13 protein-coding genes are annotated in these 18,163 nt (G+C 51.7%); 8 read left to right on the top strand and 5 right to left on the bottom strand.

The window, feature by feature from the left end; genetic code table 11:
* Positions 1-97 precede the first annotated feature (97 nt).
* Positions 98-1,888 carry a tetratricopeptide repeat protein gene (locus Q3C19_RS01860; RefSeq protein WP_302726815.1) on the bottom strand — a complete coding sequence of 597 codons (1,791 nt, stop codon included), beginning with the start codon at positions 1,886-1,888 and terminating at the stop codon, positions 98-100.
* A gap of 755 nt (positions 1,889-2,643) precedes the next feature.
* Entirely contained in the window at positions 2,644-3,738 is a 1,095-nt protein-coding gene (locus Q3C19_RS01855) for a glycoside hydrolase family 105 protein (RefSeq protein WP_288910396.1), read from the bottom strand.
* 592 nt (positions 3,739-4,330) lie between these two features.
* On the opposite strand from Q3C19_RS01855, the gene Q3C19_RS01850 reads away from it, so the two are divergent.
* The 8 genes from Q3C19_RS01850 (at position 4,331) to Q3C19_RS01815 (ending at position 15,285) form a co-directional block, all read left to right on the top strand.
* Positions 4,331-5,206 (top strand): hypothetical protein, encoded by an 876-nt coding sequence (locus Q3C19_RS01850; protein WP_022162377.1) that lies wholly within the window; start codon positions 4,331-4,333, stop codon positions 5,204-5,206.
* Between the two features lie 263 nt (positions 5,207-5,469).
* A complete protein-coding gene (locus Q3C19_RS01845) occupies positions 5,470-6,948 on the top strand; it encodes a TolC family protein (RefSeq protein WP_302726813.1) in 1,479 nt (492 codons plus the stop codon).
* A gap of 173 nt (positions 6,949-7,121) precedes the next feature.
* A complete protein-coding gene (locus tag Q3C19_RS01840; protein ID WP_071148729.1) occupies positions 7,122-8,111 on the top strand; it encodes an HlyD family secretion protein in 990 nt (329 codons plus the stop codon).
* Between the two features lie 5 nt (positions 8,112-8,116).
* Positions 8,117-9,298, top strand: coding sequence for an ABC transporter permease (locus Q3C19_RS01835; protein ID WP_302726810.1), 1,182 nt, complete (start codon positions 8,117-8,119; stop codon positions 9,296-9,298).
* Positions 9,298-10,539: an ABC transporter permease gene (locus tag Q3C19_RS01830; protein ID WP_287641160.1), complete on the top strand. Its 1,242-nt coding sequence runs from the start codon at positions 9,298-9,300 to the stop codon at positions 10,537-10,539. Before Q3C19_RS01835 ends, Q3C19_RS01830 begins: the two co-directional genes overlap by 1 nt.
* Positions 10,540-10,624: 85 nt before the next feature.
* Positions 10,625-12,499, top strand: coding sequence for a thioredoxin family protein (locus tag Q3C19_RS01825; protein ID WP_302726807.1), 1,875 nt, complete (start codon positions 10,625-10,627; stop codon positions 12,497-12,499).
* Positions 12,500-12,790: 291 nt separating this feature from the next.
* Positions 12,791-13,156 (top strand): BlaI/MecI/CopY family transcriptional regulator, encoded by a 366-nt coding sequence (locus tag Q3C19_RS01820; protein ID WP_022162369.1) that lies wholly within the window; start codon positions 12,791-12,793, stop codon positions 13,154-13,156.
* Positions 13,157-13,284: 128 nt separating this feature from the next.
* Entirely contained in the window at positions 13,285-15,285 is a 2,001-nt protein-coding gene (locus Q3C19_RS01815; protein ID WP_302726804.1) for a M56 family metallopeptidase, read from the top strand.
* A 106-nt stretch (positions 15,286-15,391) separates the two neighbouring features.
* Here the strand turns inward: Q3C19_RS01815 and Q3C19_RS01810 are convergent, their stop codons facing one another.
* The 3 genes from Q3C19_RS01810 to Q3C19_RS01800 all read right to left on the bottom strand — a co-directional run bounded on the left by Q3C19_RS01810 (position 15,392) and on the right by Q3C19_RS01800 (position 18,158).
* A complete protein-coding gene (locus tag Q3C19_RS01810; RefSeq protein ID WP_022162366.1) occupies positions 15,392-16,492 on the bottom strand; it encodes an Mrp/NBP35 family ATP-binding protein in 1,101 nt (366 codons plus the stop codon).
* Positions 16,493-16,583: 91 nt separating this feature from the next.
* Positions 16,584-17,342: a tRNA (guanosine(46)-N7)-methyltransferase TrmB gene (trmB, locus tag Q3C19_RS01805; RefSeq protein ID WP_302726802.1), complete on the bottom strand. Its 759-nt coding sequence runs from the start codon at positions 17,340-17,342 to the stop codon at positions 16,584-16,586.
* Between the two features lie 3 nt (positions 17,343-17,345).
* Positions 17,346-18,158, bottom strand: a complete 813-nt coding sequence (locus Q3C19_RS01800) for an MBL fold metallo-hydrolase (protein WP_302726800.1) — start codon at positions 18,156-18,158, stop codon at positions 17,346-17,348.
* Positions 18,159-18,163: the final 5 nt, after the last annotated feature.

Here is an 18,163-nt window from a genome sequence, read left to right as displayed (position 1 = left end):
TACTCCAAAAGTCTGCAAAAGCCTCCATACAGCCAAGAAAATGAGCGTGCAAAAACGTGCATTTTGCTTCGCAGTGTGCAAACAGCCGTCAAACAGCCTACAACGACCTCACAAACTCGTCCCACGCCTGCGGAGAAGACTCGGGCAACGAGAACTTGACACTGAGGCGACGGCGGATACTGGTCACGGCCGTAGGAGTCAGATGGAGGAAAGCGGCTATCGACTTGATGGAGAAGTCGGCACGTATCAGCAGGCTGACGCGGAGCTCCTGGCGGCTGACACGCACAGGGCCTGTCGTCAGCTTGCGCAGGAAGCCGTCGAGCAACTGGTCGGCCTCGGTCTCCAACTGCTGCCAGTCGTCTTCGGTGACGGGCGCGGCTGTCGTTTCCTTCTTGCGGAAAAGCAGGCAGGCATCCGAAACGGAAAAGCGTTGTTTCATCAGACGGCGGCGCTGCTCTTCCTCTTCCAGGCAGCGCAAGGTGTGTGCCAGCAGCTGTTTTTCGTCAGTCAGTTGCCGGCAACGGCTTTCGCTGTCGGTCAGCTGATGGGAAGCCGACTGAAGCTGTTCTTCCAGCTGGCTGATGCGACGGCGCGTATCTTCCTGGTACTGAACGCTGTTGCGATAGGCCTCGGCCTGCAACTGCTCGGCCACCTGCAAACGCAGACGCATGACCTTACGCCGATGCAAATAATAGAGTGTACCACCACACGCAAACAGGACAAACACCACCAAGATGGCGACATTCGTCTGACGCTGACGCAGGTTCTGAAGCTTCAAACGCTGGTTCTCCTGTTCACGAAGCTGGTAATTGTAATGTGAATGAGCGCTTCGGACTTCATCCGTTTTAGTCAACTTACGGATGGAATCGCCCAGCAATAATGCCTGATAAAGATATTGGGCAGCAGGAACCGTTTTTCCCTGCGATAAAGCGATGGAAGCTAAACCCCTGTTAGCCATTTCCTTGACATCCAATGAGCCATACAATAATAATTTATTATAGTAACATTCTGCAGAATCTTTTTCATTAATAAAATGATAAAATCGTGCTGCAGTATAGTAAGTACCACTCCTCTCACTTTTTGGGACATCCTGTAAAGCGATTTGCAACGAACGGCGAGCTGCTTCGTAATTCCCTTCTTCCGTATATAAACGTGCTATCAAAGATTGTATTCCATTCCCTAAAGCCTTCTTACCCAATAAAAGACTTAACTGATAGGCACGCTGATAATAATATAAAGCACTGTCCCGTTGTTCCAAAAGCACAAAAGTATGACCGATATCCCTGTTACTATATATCATGCCCACACTATCCTGAAGTAAGATTTTGCACTGGAAGCTTTGCCTGTACACTTCCAACGCTTCGGGATAAAGATTCTGCCTTTTGAACAACGTCCCCATCTGCGAAAGGACCAGCTTTTTCACCGTCATATTCACCCGATCCTTATCCTCGCGCACCGCGTCGAGTGCCCGCTGAAAATAGGCCAACGCCTGTGGCGCATCGCCCAAGTCGCTATACACGCGGCCGGCATAATAGTAGGCTTCGGGCAGGTGGGGAAGGCGTTTGTGATGCTCGTAGTAGGCCACTACGGGCAGGATAGCGCTGTCCGACGTATGCACGATGTAGGCCTTGTCCCTCGCCTTGATGCAAAGCAGACGGTAGTACATGCGGACGTACAGCGGTTCGTCCGCCGTGTCGGCGGCATAGGAGGCAAGCAGGGTACAGGCACTGTCCGGCAGCACGGACGCCAGACTGTCCGCCGCAAGCAGCAGCGACGGATAGGGCTTGGGGCGGCAGCCGCTCAGGCACAGCAGCACGCACAGGGCGGCAAACAGAACGGGCAGGCTTTTAAGCGACGTACCCGGGTGTGTTTTTTCGATTGCATTCATGTTCGTTTGTACGTATAAGGTCTGCATGCAAATATCCGACTTATCGACTACACACCCAAAACAATTTGTATCAAATACCTTCGATGACGTAACATCGCGTGTTAAAAATTCAGGCTTCACCCTTGCAACGGGTTGCAAAAGTTACACAAATGTTACATCAGACTTGCACGTACGTTACATAAACTTGCACATACGTTACATCCTTCACCACATCATCTTGTTTATCAACAGATTAACAAACACCCATCGAACAGGCTTAAATCCCGAAGAAATAGAAAAATCCGGAAAGGTGAAAGCAAGAGGTGAAACTTCCGTGAAACCGGATGTTTCATCCTATCTACCTGACTGCCAAGACCCTGGAAGCTAAGTGAAGGCGTGAAAGCAATTTCCCTCTTTCCCACTCTTCATCTGTGTAAATCCGCCTCATCAGTGTAGTCCGCGTATCCATCCTTCACCCACAAAGTAGCACTTTTCATTCCCAACCATCCACTTTAGCCGCGTAACATCCATAGTTAGCCGCCGCAACAAGCAATGTCCGGCCAAACGACAAGCAATCCCGCCGCATATTGCAAGCAATGCCGCCGGGTTCTGCCGACAAAGCCCACGAGTATGACTCACAAACCTGCCAAGTATTGCCTGCAATCCCCACGAGTATTGCTTGCATGGCTCGCGAGCCGTGCAAGTGTTGCTCGCGAGCCGTGCAAGTGTCTCTCAAGAGCGATGCAAGTATGGCACAGGTATAGTCAAGAAATCATCTAATCCTTATCGCTACACAATTTATAAACTTCGCATGCAGTCATCAGGAAAGCACCCGGTCCATAAAGTTCCGTCATATCGCGAGTCACTTTCTTAGGATCGGCCCCAATGGGCTGTACCCAGCACAACTTCCCATCCGGATCTACAGCCTCAGCCAAAGCCTGCCAGCCTTTTTTGACTATAGGCAGAAAATCGGCAGCCGGTAAATAGCCGTGGTTGATGCCATAGGCCAAACCATAAACGATGAAACCTGTCGAACTGGTTTCGGGCGAAGGATAGCTGTCGGGGTCGAGCAGACTGGCATGCCAATATCCGTCCTTTCCCTGAAGTCCGGCCAAACGGGTGGCAAACTCTGTGAACAGCGCCTCATAGAAGGGACGGAATTCAGTATCAGCCTCGGGCAGCGTTTTCAGTATTTCGGCCAGACCGGCAATTACCCAACCGTTGCCTCTGCCCCAAAATACCTTTTTGCCATTGGCCTCGCGCTGGTCGAAGTAACGGCTGTCCCGATAAAACATTTTCTCTTCCTTGTCATACAGATGATTGTAGGTAGCCTTAAACTCGGCATCCATGAAATGCATGTATTTGCGATTGCCGGTCAGACGGTACAGGCGGGTGTACACTGCAGGAGCCATAAACAAAGCATCGCACCACGTCCAGCGTTCCAGACGAAGCTGGGGTACACGGAAATCGACACTACCGTTCGAAGGATGATTCACCACCCACTCCGTACGTGCCAGCGTAGGTTCAAGCATATTTTTATCCCTAAATTTCTCGTACAGGTCAATGTAGGTCTGAGCTACACAGAAGTCATCGGCATGATACATCCGGTTGCCCAATTGCCAACGCTGCCCGGAGAAAGTTTTCTTCATCCATTTATAATAGGTAGAATCGCCCGACAGTTCTGCCCAATCGCATAGCCCCATATACCATGCACCTGCCACCCAGCCACGCTGGTCTTTCGCCCCATGCGAAGTGTTAGGAAACTCCTTGATTTGCCAGTCGGCTACTTTCTTGCCCAAAGTTTTCACGGCCTGACAGCTCCAGAACTCCTCGGACTGAGCCACGGAAACCGTAGCTTTATTATTGACCATGTTTCCTTCTGCATAAGCAGAGATCACACCTGCGGACAAACACAATGCCGCACCATACAATTTAATCCATGTTTTCATGATACAAAAAAATCGTTTATTTAAAATTATTTAAGTTTCGCAAGTTTATTAATCGGTTGTAGTTAAGGAGTTAAGAAGTTAAGGAGTTAAGGAGTTAAGCCAGTACCTTTGTGAAAAGGATACAGGCTATTGGCTTTAACTCCTAGCCCACCTTGGTGGGCGATAACTCCTTTTAACTTCTTTAACTCCTGAAAGTTTCGCATTTGCGAAACTTGAGTTAATTAACCTGAACAAAAATAGTGATTTATGCATATACTTTGCATCAACAGCCCCAATTATCCACTAGAAAAGCAGAATTAAATCTGCCCTCAAAACATGCCGATTCACTTTTAATGATTATTTTTGCAACCGGATAAAACCTTTATGGCCTCAGGCTGTTAATAAAAAAATGAAGAATGAAGAACAAGAAAATGAAGAATGAGGAATGAAGAATTAGTTATCATTTACCATTAATCATTCATCATTAACCATTCATCATTCACCATTAACCACTTACCATTATTCTATTAATAATATGGCGAACAAAAAGAATGCGCTTGTCATCATGGTTATAGCACTGCTGGTGCTGCTGGTAGGAGTAACCATCCTGCTGTTTACAGAGAAAAAGACCAATAGCGAACTCGTACAGGAATTCCAGCTGGAAAAGGAAGACCTGGAAAACGAATACACCCGATTTGCACAGCAATACGACGAACTGAAGCTGACCGTCTCGAACGACTCGCTGGCTTACCTGCTGGAACAGGAACAGCTGAAGACACAACGGCTGCTGGAAGAACTGCGCACCGTAAAGAGCAGCAACGCCAGCGAAATACGCCGGTTGAAAAAAGAACTGGCTACCCTGCGCAAAGTCATGATAGGCTACATCAACCAGATTGACTCACTGAACCGCCTCACGGCTCACCAGAAAGAAGTGATAGCCGAGGTGACGCAGAAGTATCATGCCGCCTCGCAGCAGATCAGCAGCCTGTCGGAAGAAAAGAAAAACCTGAACGAGAAGGTGACCCTTGCCGCCCAGCTGGACGCAACCGGCATCACCCTCGAAGCCCAGAACAAGCGTGGAAAAAAGGCACGGAAGATAAAAGATGCCGTAAAACTGAAAATAGACTTCACCATCGCCAAGAACATCACGGCCGAAACGGGCGAACGGACCCTGTACGTACGCATTGCCAAGCCTGACAACTCCGTGCTGACACAAAATTCATCGGACACCTTCACTTACGAAAACCGCCAGCTACCCTACTCCATCAAGAAATACATCGAATACAACGGTGAGGAACAGAACGTGACCGTCTACTGGAATGTGGAAGAATACCTCTACGCAGGTACTTATCAGGTCTACATCTTCACCGACGGCACCATGATAGGGTCGAAGGAATTTACGTTGAAGTAAGAAGTGGAAAGGGGGACGGGAGAGAAGAGAAGTTAAAGAAGTTAGAGAAGTTAAAGAAGTTAAAGGCCGATAGATTTCAAACCCTAAACCCTAAACCCTAAACCCTCATCCCTAAACCCTAAACCCCCAAAACCATCCCCATATAAAAAAGTTTAAAGAATTTTGCCGTATCAACGAAAGCACATACATTTGCATCGTTGCCTATGCAATAATTGTTGCTATAAAAAGCTTTATTCTATCACTTACATAAAGGTATGTACAAAATGAAAAAAGTATTCTGTATCATCTACTTGGCACTGATCACCCTGCCGGCGGGCGCACAGCGTGTCCTCAGCCTGGATAGTTGTCGTGCATTGGCCATCGCCAACAACAAAGAATTGCTGATAAGCCAGGAAAAAATCAATGCCGCACACTACCAGAAGAAAGCGGCATTCACCAACTACCTCCCCAAGCTGTCGGCAACAGGCGGATATATGCGCAACCAGAAAGAATTCTCCCTGCTGAGCGATGCACAGAAAGGCGCACTCGGATCGGTAGGTACACAGGTCAGCGGCGCCATGCAGAGCGGCATACAGGGATTGCTGACACAGCACCCCGAACTGATACAGAATCCGCAATTCATGGCATTGCTGCAAGCATTGGGAAGTGCCGACATCGCCACCCCGCTCAACAATCTGGGCAACGCGCTCGTTGATGCCTTCCGCACCGACACCCGCAACATGTATGGCGGAGCACTGACCCTGACACAACCCCTCTATATGGGTGGAAAGATACGAGCCTACAACAAGATTACCCGATATGCCGAAGAGCTGGCACGCCAGCAACACAACAGCGGCATGCAGGACGTCATACTGAGCACCGACCAGGCCTACTGGCAGGTGGTGTCGCTGGCCAATAAGAAAAGGCTGGCCGAAAGCTACCTGCAACTGTTGCAGAAGCTGGACGGCGACATGCAGAAGATGATAGCCGAAGGAGTGGCTACCAAAGCCGACGGACTGTCGGTAAAGGTAAAGGTGAACGAAGCCGAAATGACCATGACCAAGGTAGACGACGGACTGAGCCTGGCACGCATGCTGCTGTGTCAGTTGTGCGGTCTGGACTTGAGCAGCCCCATCACCCTGGCCGACGAACAGGAAGAAGACCTGCCCCTATCCTCCATAGCTGCCAACGGAATCGACCTGGAGCAGGTGTACAGTCTGCGCCCCGAAGTACGCAGTCTGGAGCTTGCGGCAGAGATATACAAGCAGAAGGTAAACGTAGAGCGCTCGGCCTACCTGCCCTCCATCGCCCTAATGGGAAACTACATCGCTACCAATCCGTCCGTCTTCAACAGCTTTGAAAAGAAGTTCAAAGGCATGTGGAACGTAGGCGTAGTCGTATCGATGCCGATATGGCACTGGGGTGAAGGCATCTACAAAGTGAAAGCTGCCAAGGCGGAAGCCCGCATCGCCCGCTACCAACTGGAAGAAGCCAAGGAGAAGATAGAACTGCAAGTCAGCCAGTCGGCCTTCAAAGTGCGCGAAGCGACCAAAAAGCTGGCCATGGCCGAGAAGAACCTGGAAAAAGCCAACGAAAACCTGCGTTACGCCAATCTGGGCTTTGAAGAAGGAGTAATACCCGCCAGCAACGTGCTCGAAGCACACACGGCATGGCTTTCGGCACAGTCGGAAAAGATTGACGCACAAATCGACGTGAAGCTGACCGAAATCTATCTGAAGAAGGCGACGGGAGTGTTGCAGTAAGGGGAGCCTCACCCCCGGCCCCTCTCCCAAGGAGAGGGGGGAAGGGAATGAATATTCAAAAACTTAAGAACTTAAGAACTTAAGAACTTAAAAACTTAAATCCCCCTCGTCAACTCGTCAACTTGTCAACTAAAAACTTATAAACTTAAAAACTCAAAAACTCATAAACTAAAATGGATACAAAATCACAAAACAGCAATATGCTGTTGGCATTCCTCACGCTGACCGGAGTGATTGCCATTGTTGCCGTCATTGGCTTCTTTATGCTGCGCAAAGGTCCTGAAATCGTACAGGGACAGGCAGAAGTAACCGAATACCGCGTGTCGAGCAAGGTACCCGGACGTATCCTGGAATTCCGTGTCAAGGAAGGACAAACCGTCCGTGCAGGAGACACACTGGCCATACTCGAAGCACCCGACGTGCAGGCCAAACTGGAACAGGCACGTGCTGCCGAAGCTGCCGCACAGGCACAGAACGAAAAGGCGCTGAAAGGTGCCCGCCAGGAACAGATTCAGGCTGCCTACGAAATGTGGCAGAAGGCACAGGCAGGAGTGACCATCGCCGAGAAGTCGTACAAACGCATCAAGAACCTGTACGACCAAGGAGTGGTATCGGCACAGAAGCTGGACGAAATCACTGCCCAGAGAGACGCTGCACTGGCTACCGAAAAGGCTGCCAAGGCACAATACACCATGGCCAAGAACGGTGCCGAACGTGAGGACAAGGCTGCCGCCGCCGCACTGGTGAATCGAGCCAAAGGAGCTGTAGCCGAAGTGGAATCGTACATCAACGAAACGTACCTCATCGCACAGAAGGACGGAGAGGTGTCTGAAATCTTCCCCAAACAGGGCGAACTGGTAGGTACCGGCGCACCCATCATGAACGTTGCCGTAATGGACGACATGTGGGTGACCTTCAACGTACGCGAAGACTTGCTGCAAAGCCTGACCGTGGGTACGGAGTTCGAAGCCTTTGTACCTGCACTGGACAAAAACATCCGACTGAAAGTGAACTACATGAAGGACCTGGGTACGTATGCTGCCTGGAAAGCTACCAAGACAACCGGACAGTTCGACCTGAAAACCTTCGAAGTAAGAGCCCTGCCGACCGACAAGGTGGAAGGTCTGCGACCGGGCATGAGTGTGATACTGGATAGAGAATAACGACGATGATCAACAGCCAGTCCAAACATAAAGCCCTGTTGGCCGTGATGAAGCGCGAATGTCGCCGCCTCGTCGCACGGCCGCTGTACCTGTTCTGCATGGTAGTGGCACCGCTGTTCTGCTACGTGTTCTTCACCACGCTGATGGACTCGGGTCTGCCCATCAATCTGCCCGCCGGTGTCGTGGACCAAGACATGAGCAGCACCTCGCGCCAGCTGGTACGCAATCTGGACGCTTTCGAGCAGACGGCCATCGTGGCCCACTATCCTACCTTCAACGAAGCACGGACAGCCATGCAGCGGGGCGAGATCTACGGATTCTACTACATACCCGAAGGACTGTCGGCCAAGGCACAGGCGCAACGCCAGCCCAAAGTGTCGTTCTACACCAACAACACCATGCTGATAGCCGGCTCCCTGCTGTTCAGGGACATGAAGATGATGAGCGAGCTGGCATCGGGCGCCGCCGCACGCACCGCCCTCTATGCCAAAGGCGCTACCGAAGACCAGGCCATGGCCTTCCTGCAACCCATCGTCATCGACACGCACCCGCTGAACAATCCCTGGCTGAACTACTCCGTCTATCTGTGCAACACGTTTGCACCGGGAGTGCTGATGCTGCTCATCTTCATGGTGACCGTTTACTCCATCGGTGTGGAGATAAAGGACCGTACCGCCCGCGAATGGCTGCACATGGGCAACAACTCCATCTGGATTTCACTGGCGGGGAAGTTGCTTCCGCATACGGCCATCTTCTTCCTGATGGGTATATTATATAATGTATATCTCTACGGATTCCTGCACTTCCCGTGCAACAACGGCATCCTGCCCATGCTGTTTGCCACCCTCTGCTTAGTGCTGGCATCGCAAGGCATGGGCATCCTGATGATAGGCACACTGCCTACCCTCCGCTTAGGGCTGAGCTTTGCCTCGCTGTGGGGAGTGCTTTCGTTCTCGATGTGCGGTCTGTCGTTCCCGGCCATGGCCATGCACCCTACGCTACAGGCATTAGCCAACCTGTTCCCGCTGCGCCACTACTTCCTGATCTACGTGGATCAGGCACTTAACGGCTATCCCATGATCTATTCGTGGACCAACTACGTGGCACTGCTCATTTTCATGATGCTGCCCTTCCTGATAGCCCACCGGCTGAAGGCTGCATTGATTTACTATAAATACATTCCCTGATGAAACAGCTGACGTTCAAACAAAGAGTCGTACAAGGCATTTACGACATGTTCTATATATGGAAACAGGAGTTCCGCACGACCTTCCGCGATCAGGGCGTGCTCATCTTCTTCATACTGGTGCCGTTAGTATATCCGCTGATATATGCCTTTATCTATACCAACGAAACCATACGCGAGGTGCCTGCCGTGGCTGTGGACAACTCGCGCTCGTCGCTGAGCCGCGAATACCTGCGCAAGGTAGACGCTACCCCCGACGTGAACATCGTGACCTACTGCGCCGACATGGAAGAAGCCAAACTGATGATGAAGGACCGCAAGGCATACGGCGTCATCTACATCCCCGCCGACTTCAGCGACAACATCGCACGGGGCAAGCAGACACAGGTCAGCCTGTACTGCGACATGAGCGGACTGCTGTACTACAAAGCCCTGCTGCTGGCCAACACCAACGTATCACTGGCCATGAACGCCGACATCAAGGTAGAACGTGCCGGCAACAGCACCGAACGTCAGGACGAAATCACCGCTTATCCCATCGAGTACGAGGACGTGGCACTGTATAACCCGACCAACGGCTTTGCTGCCTTCCTGATTCCGGTGGTGCTGATGCTGATTATCCAACAGACGCTGCTATTAGGCATCGGACTGTCCGCCGGAACGGCACGCGAGCACAACCAGTTCCGCGACCTGGTTCCCATCAACCGACACTACAACGGTACGCTGCGCATCGTCATGGGCAAGGGGCTGAGCTACTTCATGGTCTACTCGCTGGTGTCGGTCTACATCCTCTGTGTGGTACCCTGGATTTTCAAACTGAACCGTATCGCCATACCGGGCGAACTGGCCCTGTTCATCCTGCCCTACCTGGCTGCCTGCATCTTCTTCTCGATGACGGCATCCATCGCCATCCGCAATCGCGAGACGTGTATGCTGCTGTTTGTCTTTACCTCCGTGCCGCTGCTGTTCCTTTCGGGCATCTCGTGGCCGGCGGCTGCCATTCCTCCGTTCTGGAAGTACTTTTCGTACATCTTCCCGTCGACGTTCGGCATCAACGGCTATGTACGCATCAACAGCATGGGGGCGACACTGAACGAGGTGGCTTTCGAATACCGTGCCTTGTGGTTGCAGGCGGGTTTCTATTTCATCACCGCCTGCCTGGTATATCGCCGGCAGATCATCCTGAGCCGCAGACACATGATAGAGGCTTACAAAAAGATGAGACAAAAGCGAGGCCTGTAATGCTTTTCCGGGATTTCAGTTACTTTAACTATCCATACAACCGAAATCTCGGAAACATTCGTACTTTTGTCAAAAACAACATCTTATGAAACACACTCTTATTTCTATCGCATGTATGCTGCTCTGCCTTTGCGCTCCGCTGAAAGCCAAAGAAAAAGTAATAGACCGGCCTCCGTTCTGCGTGCGTAACACTACCTCCATCGAAGTCAGCAAAGTAGTACTGAACGACACAGCTACCGTACTGCACATCTACGCCAAGTACCACCCCAAATTCTGGATAAAGATTGCATCGAGTAGCTATCTGAAAGACAACAATGGCGAAACCTATCCGCTGCGTTCGGGTATCGGCATCACACCCGACCGGGAATTCTGGATGCCCGAATCGGGCGAAGCCGAGTTTCAGTTAGTGTTTCCGCCCCTGCTGGCAAACGCTACTTCCATCGACTTCAGCGAAGGCAGCGAAGTGGAACAGGGATTCAGCATCTGGGGTATTCAGCTGAAAAGCAAGAAACTGCCCGAACTTGAATTGCCCGAAGGGGCAACCATACATCCGGTAGACAAAAACCTCGAACTGCCGCAACCCGTCTCCCAATACGGCACAGCCACGGTGAAAGGCAAGCTGCTGGACTACCATCCGGGAATGACGAAGAAAATCAGGTTCATCCTGCTCGACCCTATCAAGTCTTATACAGAATTCGAAGCCAACGTTGGAGAAGATGGCAGCTTCAGTACCACCCTTCCTGTCTGTGGCACTACACCCGCTATCTGCGCCTCCTTCGGATCGCCCATCTATTTCTACGCCGAGCCGGGCAAGACGAGCGAACTGTTCATCAACCAGCGCGAACTCTCGCGCCTGCAGTCTAAGTTCCATCAGAACGCAAAGCCTTACGGCCCGCGGGTCTACATCAACGGCCCCTTGCAGGAAATAGCACAGGAACTCTCCACACATTCCTTCCACACGAACCTGACAGAAACGGCAATGGAGAAAGAAGATCTGGCATCATTCAAGACCGCGGTACTGGAAACCTTCGCCCAAAAGGAAAAGCAACTGGAGGCGCTGCCCATCTGTCGTGCCACACGGGAACTACTACGCTTCGAACTGGACTTCAACTGTTACAACGCACTGATGCAGGCTCCCAGCATGTTGACCCAACAATACGTAGAAAAGAACAAGCTGGACAGAGAAGCCGGTTATAAATATTTCGAGAAACTGATGCAATCGAAACCGACCGACTATGCCCCGACCAACCTCCTGAAGTCGCTGAACAATGCCCGACTGACGCAGGCTCCCTCATACTGCCTCGGCATCATCTACGCATCGGCTATCAAAGACCAGCTTGCCAAGGACTGGGGAACGGACAAAGGTGTATTCTTCGACACAGGACGTGCAGCAAAACTCTACCGTAACATCAACGAATTTGTTCCGCTCACAGCCGAACAGACCGCCGCACTCGACTCGCTGCCTGCCGCTTACAAGCAACTACTGACCGAAGCCAACAACCACCTGCTGCAGACCATCGAAGCCAACAAAAAGAAAACAGGCTTCAACATCAACGAAGTGGGCGAAGTGAGCAACGAAGACCTGTTTGCCTCCATCATCAGCAAGTTCCGCGGCAAGCCGTTGCTCGTGGACTTCTGGGCTACGTGGTGCGGACCGTGCCGCATGGCCAACAAAGTCATGAAGCCGATGAAGGAGCAACTGAAGGACAAGGACATCGTTTACCTCTACATCACCGGTGAAACCTCGCCGCTGGAAACCTGGAAGAACATGATTCCCGACATACACGGCGAACACATCCGACTGACCAACGAACAGTGGGCTTACCTGAACGAACACTTCCAGATAAGAGGCGTACCGACGTACTTCATCATCGACCGCGAAGGCAACATCAAGTTCAAGCAAACCGGATTCCCCGGCGTGGACAAGATGAAGGAAGAACTGCTGAAGGTGACCGACTGATGCCCCGCAGGCTTCGGCCTGTTCCGACATCCTATATATTATATCTCCCCTTTATGGGACACAAGTACGGCTCGCGAACCACACTTGCACGGCTCGCGAGCCGCACTTGTGTTCTGTACGAGCCGTGCAAGTGTCCTGTAATCGCCTCACTCAAGAGACGCATTCCGGCACTGCTCCGTCCGCCCTCTTTCCTCAAAAGAAGCAAGCTTTTACAATAATTAACCCGTTGTCATTTGCTATATTACGAAATATTCGTAGATTTGCAATGAATTCAAACTAAAACTGTATTCCATGGAAAAGTTAACAATGCAAGAAGAAGAAGTGATGTTGTACATCTGGGAACTGAAAGAATGCTTCGTAAAAGACATCCTCGCCAAATTCCCCGAACCGAAGCCCCCCTACACCACCGTGGCCTCGATCGTGAAAAACCTGGAACGGAAGCAATATGTGAAACCCACACGCATGGGAAACACATACCGCTACACACCGCTGATCCGCGAAAGCGAATACAAACGGACGTTCATGAGCGGCTTTGTCCGCAACTACTTTGCCAATTCGTACAAGGAGATGGTCTCGTTCTTCGCCAAGGAACAGAAGATCTCGGCCAACGACTTGAAAGATATAATTGATATGATTGAGAAAGGAAAGGAGAAGTGAAAAATTCCTTTTCAACGAAGAATGAAGAATGTCCGCCTTGCGGACAAATGAAGAATTTCTCCATCGCACAAGAAAAGTTCTTCATCCGCCATTTTTAATTCTTAATTCTTCATTTTTAATTGAAAGATATGGTCTATTTTTTGAAAATCAACGTAGCGATAGCCTTGTTCTATGCCTTCTACCGGCTGTTCTTCTACAAGGACACGTTCTTCACCTGGAGGCGAACGGCTCTGCTGTGCTTCTTTGCCGTATCGGCTATTGTACCACTGTTCAACATCCAGACCTGGATTGAGCAACAGGAACCGATGGCAGCCATGGCCGACCTGTATGCCACCGTGGTGCTGCCCGAACTGACGCTGACACCACAGCCCGAAACGGACTGGAAGCAACTGCTGGCCGACGGCATCGGGATCGTCTACTGGCTGGTGGTAGCCTTGCTGACGGCACGCTTCCTGGTGCAGCTGACAGGCATTATCCGCCTGGGCCGACGCTGCCCCACACAGAAAATAGACGATACCACCGTACATCTGCTTCCACGGCCGGAAGGTCCGTTCTCGTTCTTCCGCTGGATATTTGTCTATCCCGACGCACACACCGGCGAAGAACTGCACGAGATACTGACGCACGAGCGCACCCATGCCCGCCAATGGCACTCCATCGACGTGATGATAGGCGAACTGGCGTGCATCGTCTGCTGGTTCAATCCCTTTGCCTGGCTCATGAAGCGGGAAATACGTACAAACTTAGAGTACATGGCCGACGAAAAGGTACTGGAGACCGGCCACGACTCGCGTACTTACCAATACCACCTGTTGGGTTTGTCACATCATAAGGCTGCAGCAACCATCTATAACAGTTTCAATGTTTTACCCCTAAAAAAGCGCATCACTATGATGAACAAAAGAAGAACCCGAGCAATAGGGAGAACCAAATACCTGATGTTCCTCCCGCTGGCCGCCCTGCTGATGATAGTCAGCAACATCGAGGCCGTGGCACGCGCCACACAGAAGATTACTGCTGAAGTTATGGAAGCTGTCACTCCCGCCGAAACACCCGAAGTACAGCCTCAACCTGAAAACATCGTTCCATCGTCTCAATCAGAAATGAATGTTGCTCCTATACCCCAGCAGGAGAAGGATAAAAAGGTGACTTACAAAGGAAAGATTGTGGACGACGAAGCGGGTAATCCGATTAGCGATGTAAAAATCATCATTGACCATAAGTATCAGTCAATTACCAAAAGTACAGTCAACGCCCAAGGAGAATTCCGTATAGAGACGTCGCCCGAAGCAAGTATTCTGTTTGAATATAGCGGCAAAGACGGTAAGACGTTGGCACGGATGTGCAGACCTGCTGAATTGGCCAAGATGGATCCTGACAACATGGTCATTGAACTGATACCGGTAAACATCATCAAGTCCAACGTGACAGACGACGACGTATATGAAGTCGTAGAGAACATGCCGGAATTCCCCAACGGAGGAATGGGAGAACTGATGAAGTACCTGTCCGCCAACATCCGTTACCCCGAAGCTGCTCATAAGGCCGGCATACAGGGACGTGTCACCGTGCAGTTTGTGGTTGGCAAGGACGGAAGCATCGGAAACGTAAGCATCCTGAGAGGTGTCAACGCCGACCTGGATGCCGAAGCCATCCGCGTCATCAGCAGTATGCCGAAATGGAAACCGGGCACACAGAAAGGGGAACCGGTCAAAGTGAAATACACCGTCCCCGTCATGTTCCGCCTAGCTCCTGAACCGGTGGAGAAAATAGACGAAACTACTGTGGTAGGCTACCACACACCCGTAGCAGGCGAAGTATATGACGTTGTGGACAAGATGCCCGAATTCCCCGGCGGCATGACCGGCCTGATGCAATACCTCAGTAAGAACATCCGCTATCCGGCCGAAGCCCAAACCAAAGGTGTACAAGGAAGAGTGACAGTAGCGGTCATCATCAACACCGAAGGTAAGGCTGTCAACGCCAGCATTATCCGAAGCGTCGACCCCAGCCTGGATGCAGAAGCTCTGCGCGTGGCCAGCACCATGCCCGACTGGGTACCCGGCACCAAGGACGGAAAACCCGTGAACGTGAAATACACCTTCCCGGTGACCTTCCGCCTGCAATAGATAATTCTCTCTTTACATAATTGATTCACTACAGAGTGACACAGCGTAACACGGAGTTTATATTTCTTGAACTCTGTGGGACTCTGTGTCACTCTGTGGTGAATGCTTATTTCTTCACCTGCACAATCCGTGTCGGCTCCATCTCAATGTTGCGCTTGTCCACTTGGCGCACCACAGCAGCGGCCAGCTGAAGGAAGGCGCGACCGGTGAGGGTATCAGAGTCGAGAGCCACAGGTGTACCCTTGTCGCCGCTCTCGCAAATGCTCTGCACGATGGGGATTTGTCCCAGCAAAGGCACCTTCAATTCCTCGGCAAGCTGTTTGCAACCGTCCTTACCAAAAATGTAGTACTTGTTCTCCGGCAGTTCGGCTGGAGTAAACCACGCCATGTTCTCTACCAATCCCAGAATAGGCACGTTCACCTTGTCGTTGGTATACATATCCACACCCTTGCGTGCATCGGCCAGAGCCACCTGCTGCGGTGTGCTGACAATGACGGCACCCGTGATGGCAAGCGTCTGGAGCAGTGTCAGATGGATGTCGCTCGTGCCCGGAGGAGTGTCAAGGATGAAGTAGTCGAGGTCGCCCCAGTCAGCATCACCCACCAGCTGCTTCAGGGCGTTGCTGGCCATACCGCCACGCCACAGGGTAGCCTGTTCTGGATTGACAAAGAAGCCGATAGACAGCAGTTTCAAACCGTACTTCTCGATGGGGATGATGAGGTCGCGGCCGTCGATACGCTCGGCATACGGACGGGCATCCTCTACCTGGAACATTTTAGGGACGGAGGGACCGAAAATATCGGCATCGAGCAGACCTACCTTGTACCCCAGCTTCACCAGGGCTACGGCCAGATTGGCAGCTACGGTACTCTTGCCTACCCCACCCTTGCCGCTCGATACGGCAATAACGTTCTTCACACGGGGCAGCATCTTGCCCGGCTCGGGACGGGCTGCCTGACGGCTTTCGGTAGTGATGGTCACCTCCACGTCGGGCGACACATAAGTATGAATGGCCGTCTCGGCCGACTTCAATATAGATTTCATGAAGGGGTCGGTAGGCTTCTCGAAGATGAGCGAGAAGCTGACCTTCATACCGTCGATACGCAAGTTGTCGGCCACCATTTCGGCTTCGACAAGGTTCTTGCCGTTGCCCGGATAGCGCACGGTGGCCAGTGCGTCGAGAATGAGTTTCGGATAAAGAGTCATAATTGTTATTTATAAGGCGTTAAGAAGTTAGAGGAAGTTAGAAGGGTAAAGGGCGATACCCCCTTCTAACTTCTTTAACTTCCAATTCATATTATTTGCTTGTCTGAAGCCCGCTCCGCTTGCTGCGGTTGTAGCTTCGGTATTCATCGAGTTCTATCGCCACATCGGGCTCGGCGAGCACACCTTCGTGAGGCAAGCGGAAACGGATGTACTTGATGTTCAGCCCGCGGTCCAGCCATTGCTGCTCGTAGTAGGTGCGGATGCTAAGTATCTCGTCGGCCAGTCCCGAGTGATACAGGTCTTCGGTCATCACTTCGACGGGCAGGTGATTGTGCTCCACCATGTACTTGGTGTAGGTGAACATGAAGTTACTGTCCGTCTTCAGATGTACCAGCCCACCATCTACCAGAAAACGGCGATAACGCTCCATGAAGTAGGTGGAAGTAAGCCGCTTCGTAGCCTTCTTCATCTGTGGGTCGGAGAAGGTAAGCCAGATTTCGCTCACCTCGCCCGGTGCAAAGAAGCGGTCGATGATTTCGATGTTGGTACGCAGGAAGGCGACGTTCGTCATACCCGCCTGAAGCGATTCAGTAGCCCCTGTCCACATACGTGCACCCTTGATGTCGACGCCGATGAAGTTCTTCTCGGGGAAGAGACGACCCAGGCCGACGGTGTACTCGCCCCGGCCACAACCCAGTTCGAGTACGATGGGGCGGTCGTTCTTGAAAAAGGTTTCTCCCCAGTGGCCTTTCATGTTGAAAGGTACGTCATCGACTACCGAATAGGGGTATTCAAACACGTGCGGGTACTCCCGCATATCTGCAAATTTCGCTAATTTTCCTTTTCCCATAATTTAGAAAGTCTCCACCCAACCGGTGTGGCAATAAAACGACCGGTCGGCGAAGGATTGGTGAAACAATGCATATTGGTCGACGCCCGTACAGTGGCACACCCCTAACCGTTGCGGCAGGCAATCTGACAAGTAACGGGCTATCACGTTGTATTTTCCGGTTCCTGCCGTGCGGATATGAAAACCACCCAGCACCAGCTTCAACACTCCCTCCGGAAATGCCTCGCGCACCGTGCGGAGGATATTGGTGATGCCCCGGTGCGAGCAGGCACTCAGCACAGCCAAGTCGAGGTCGCGCTTCAACACCAGCGCCAGTTCGTCGTCGAAACGGTCGGGACGTTTCTGTCCGTCGGTCAGCGTGTAGAAATGTTCGAAATGCGTGTCAGCCTCATCGGCTACAGGCAATTGAGGGAAGACAAAGACACCCGGCAGAATCTCTTCGGTCTGCCCGACAAAACGGAAGCGGGCAAGATCAAGGTCATCGGGGTGCATCAGGCCGTTTTCGCGCTCGTCCTTGTATTTGGGACGGAGAGCCTCACGCTTGCATACCACCGTAGCGCGGTCGTTCAACCGCAGGAAGTGATGCAGACCGCCCGTGTGGTCACGATGTCCGTGAGACAGGACAAGGCAATCCACTTCGCGCAGGTCGATGCCTAACTGGCAGGCATTGCGGATGAAGAGGTCGGACGCACCGGTGTCGAACAGCACCTTATGCCCTGCCACATCAACAAGCAGGGAAAGCCCATGCTCTCCCTGCAAGCCCTTGCCATAGACCGTATTCTCGACAAGGGTGGTTATCTTTATGTCTCTGTTCACGCCGG

It is taken from the genome of Bacteroides sp. ET489, assembly GCF_030518095.1.
GTDB lineage: Bacteria > Bacteroidota > Bacteroidia > Bacteroidales > Bacteroidaceae > Bacteroides > Bacteroides ndongoniae.
The sequence above is the reverse complement of the archived record's forward strand: the minus strand, read 5'-3'. Positions and strand labels throughout refer to the sequence as shown.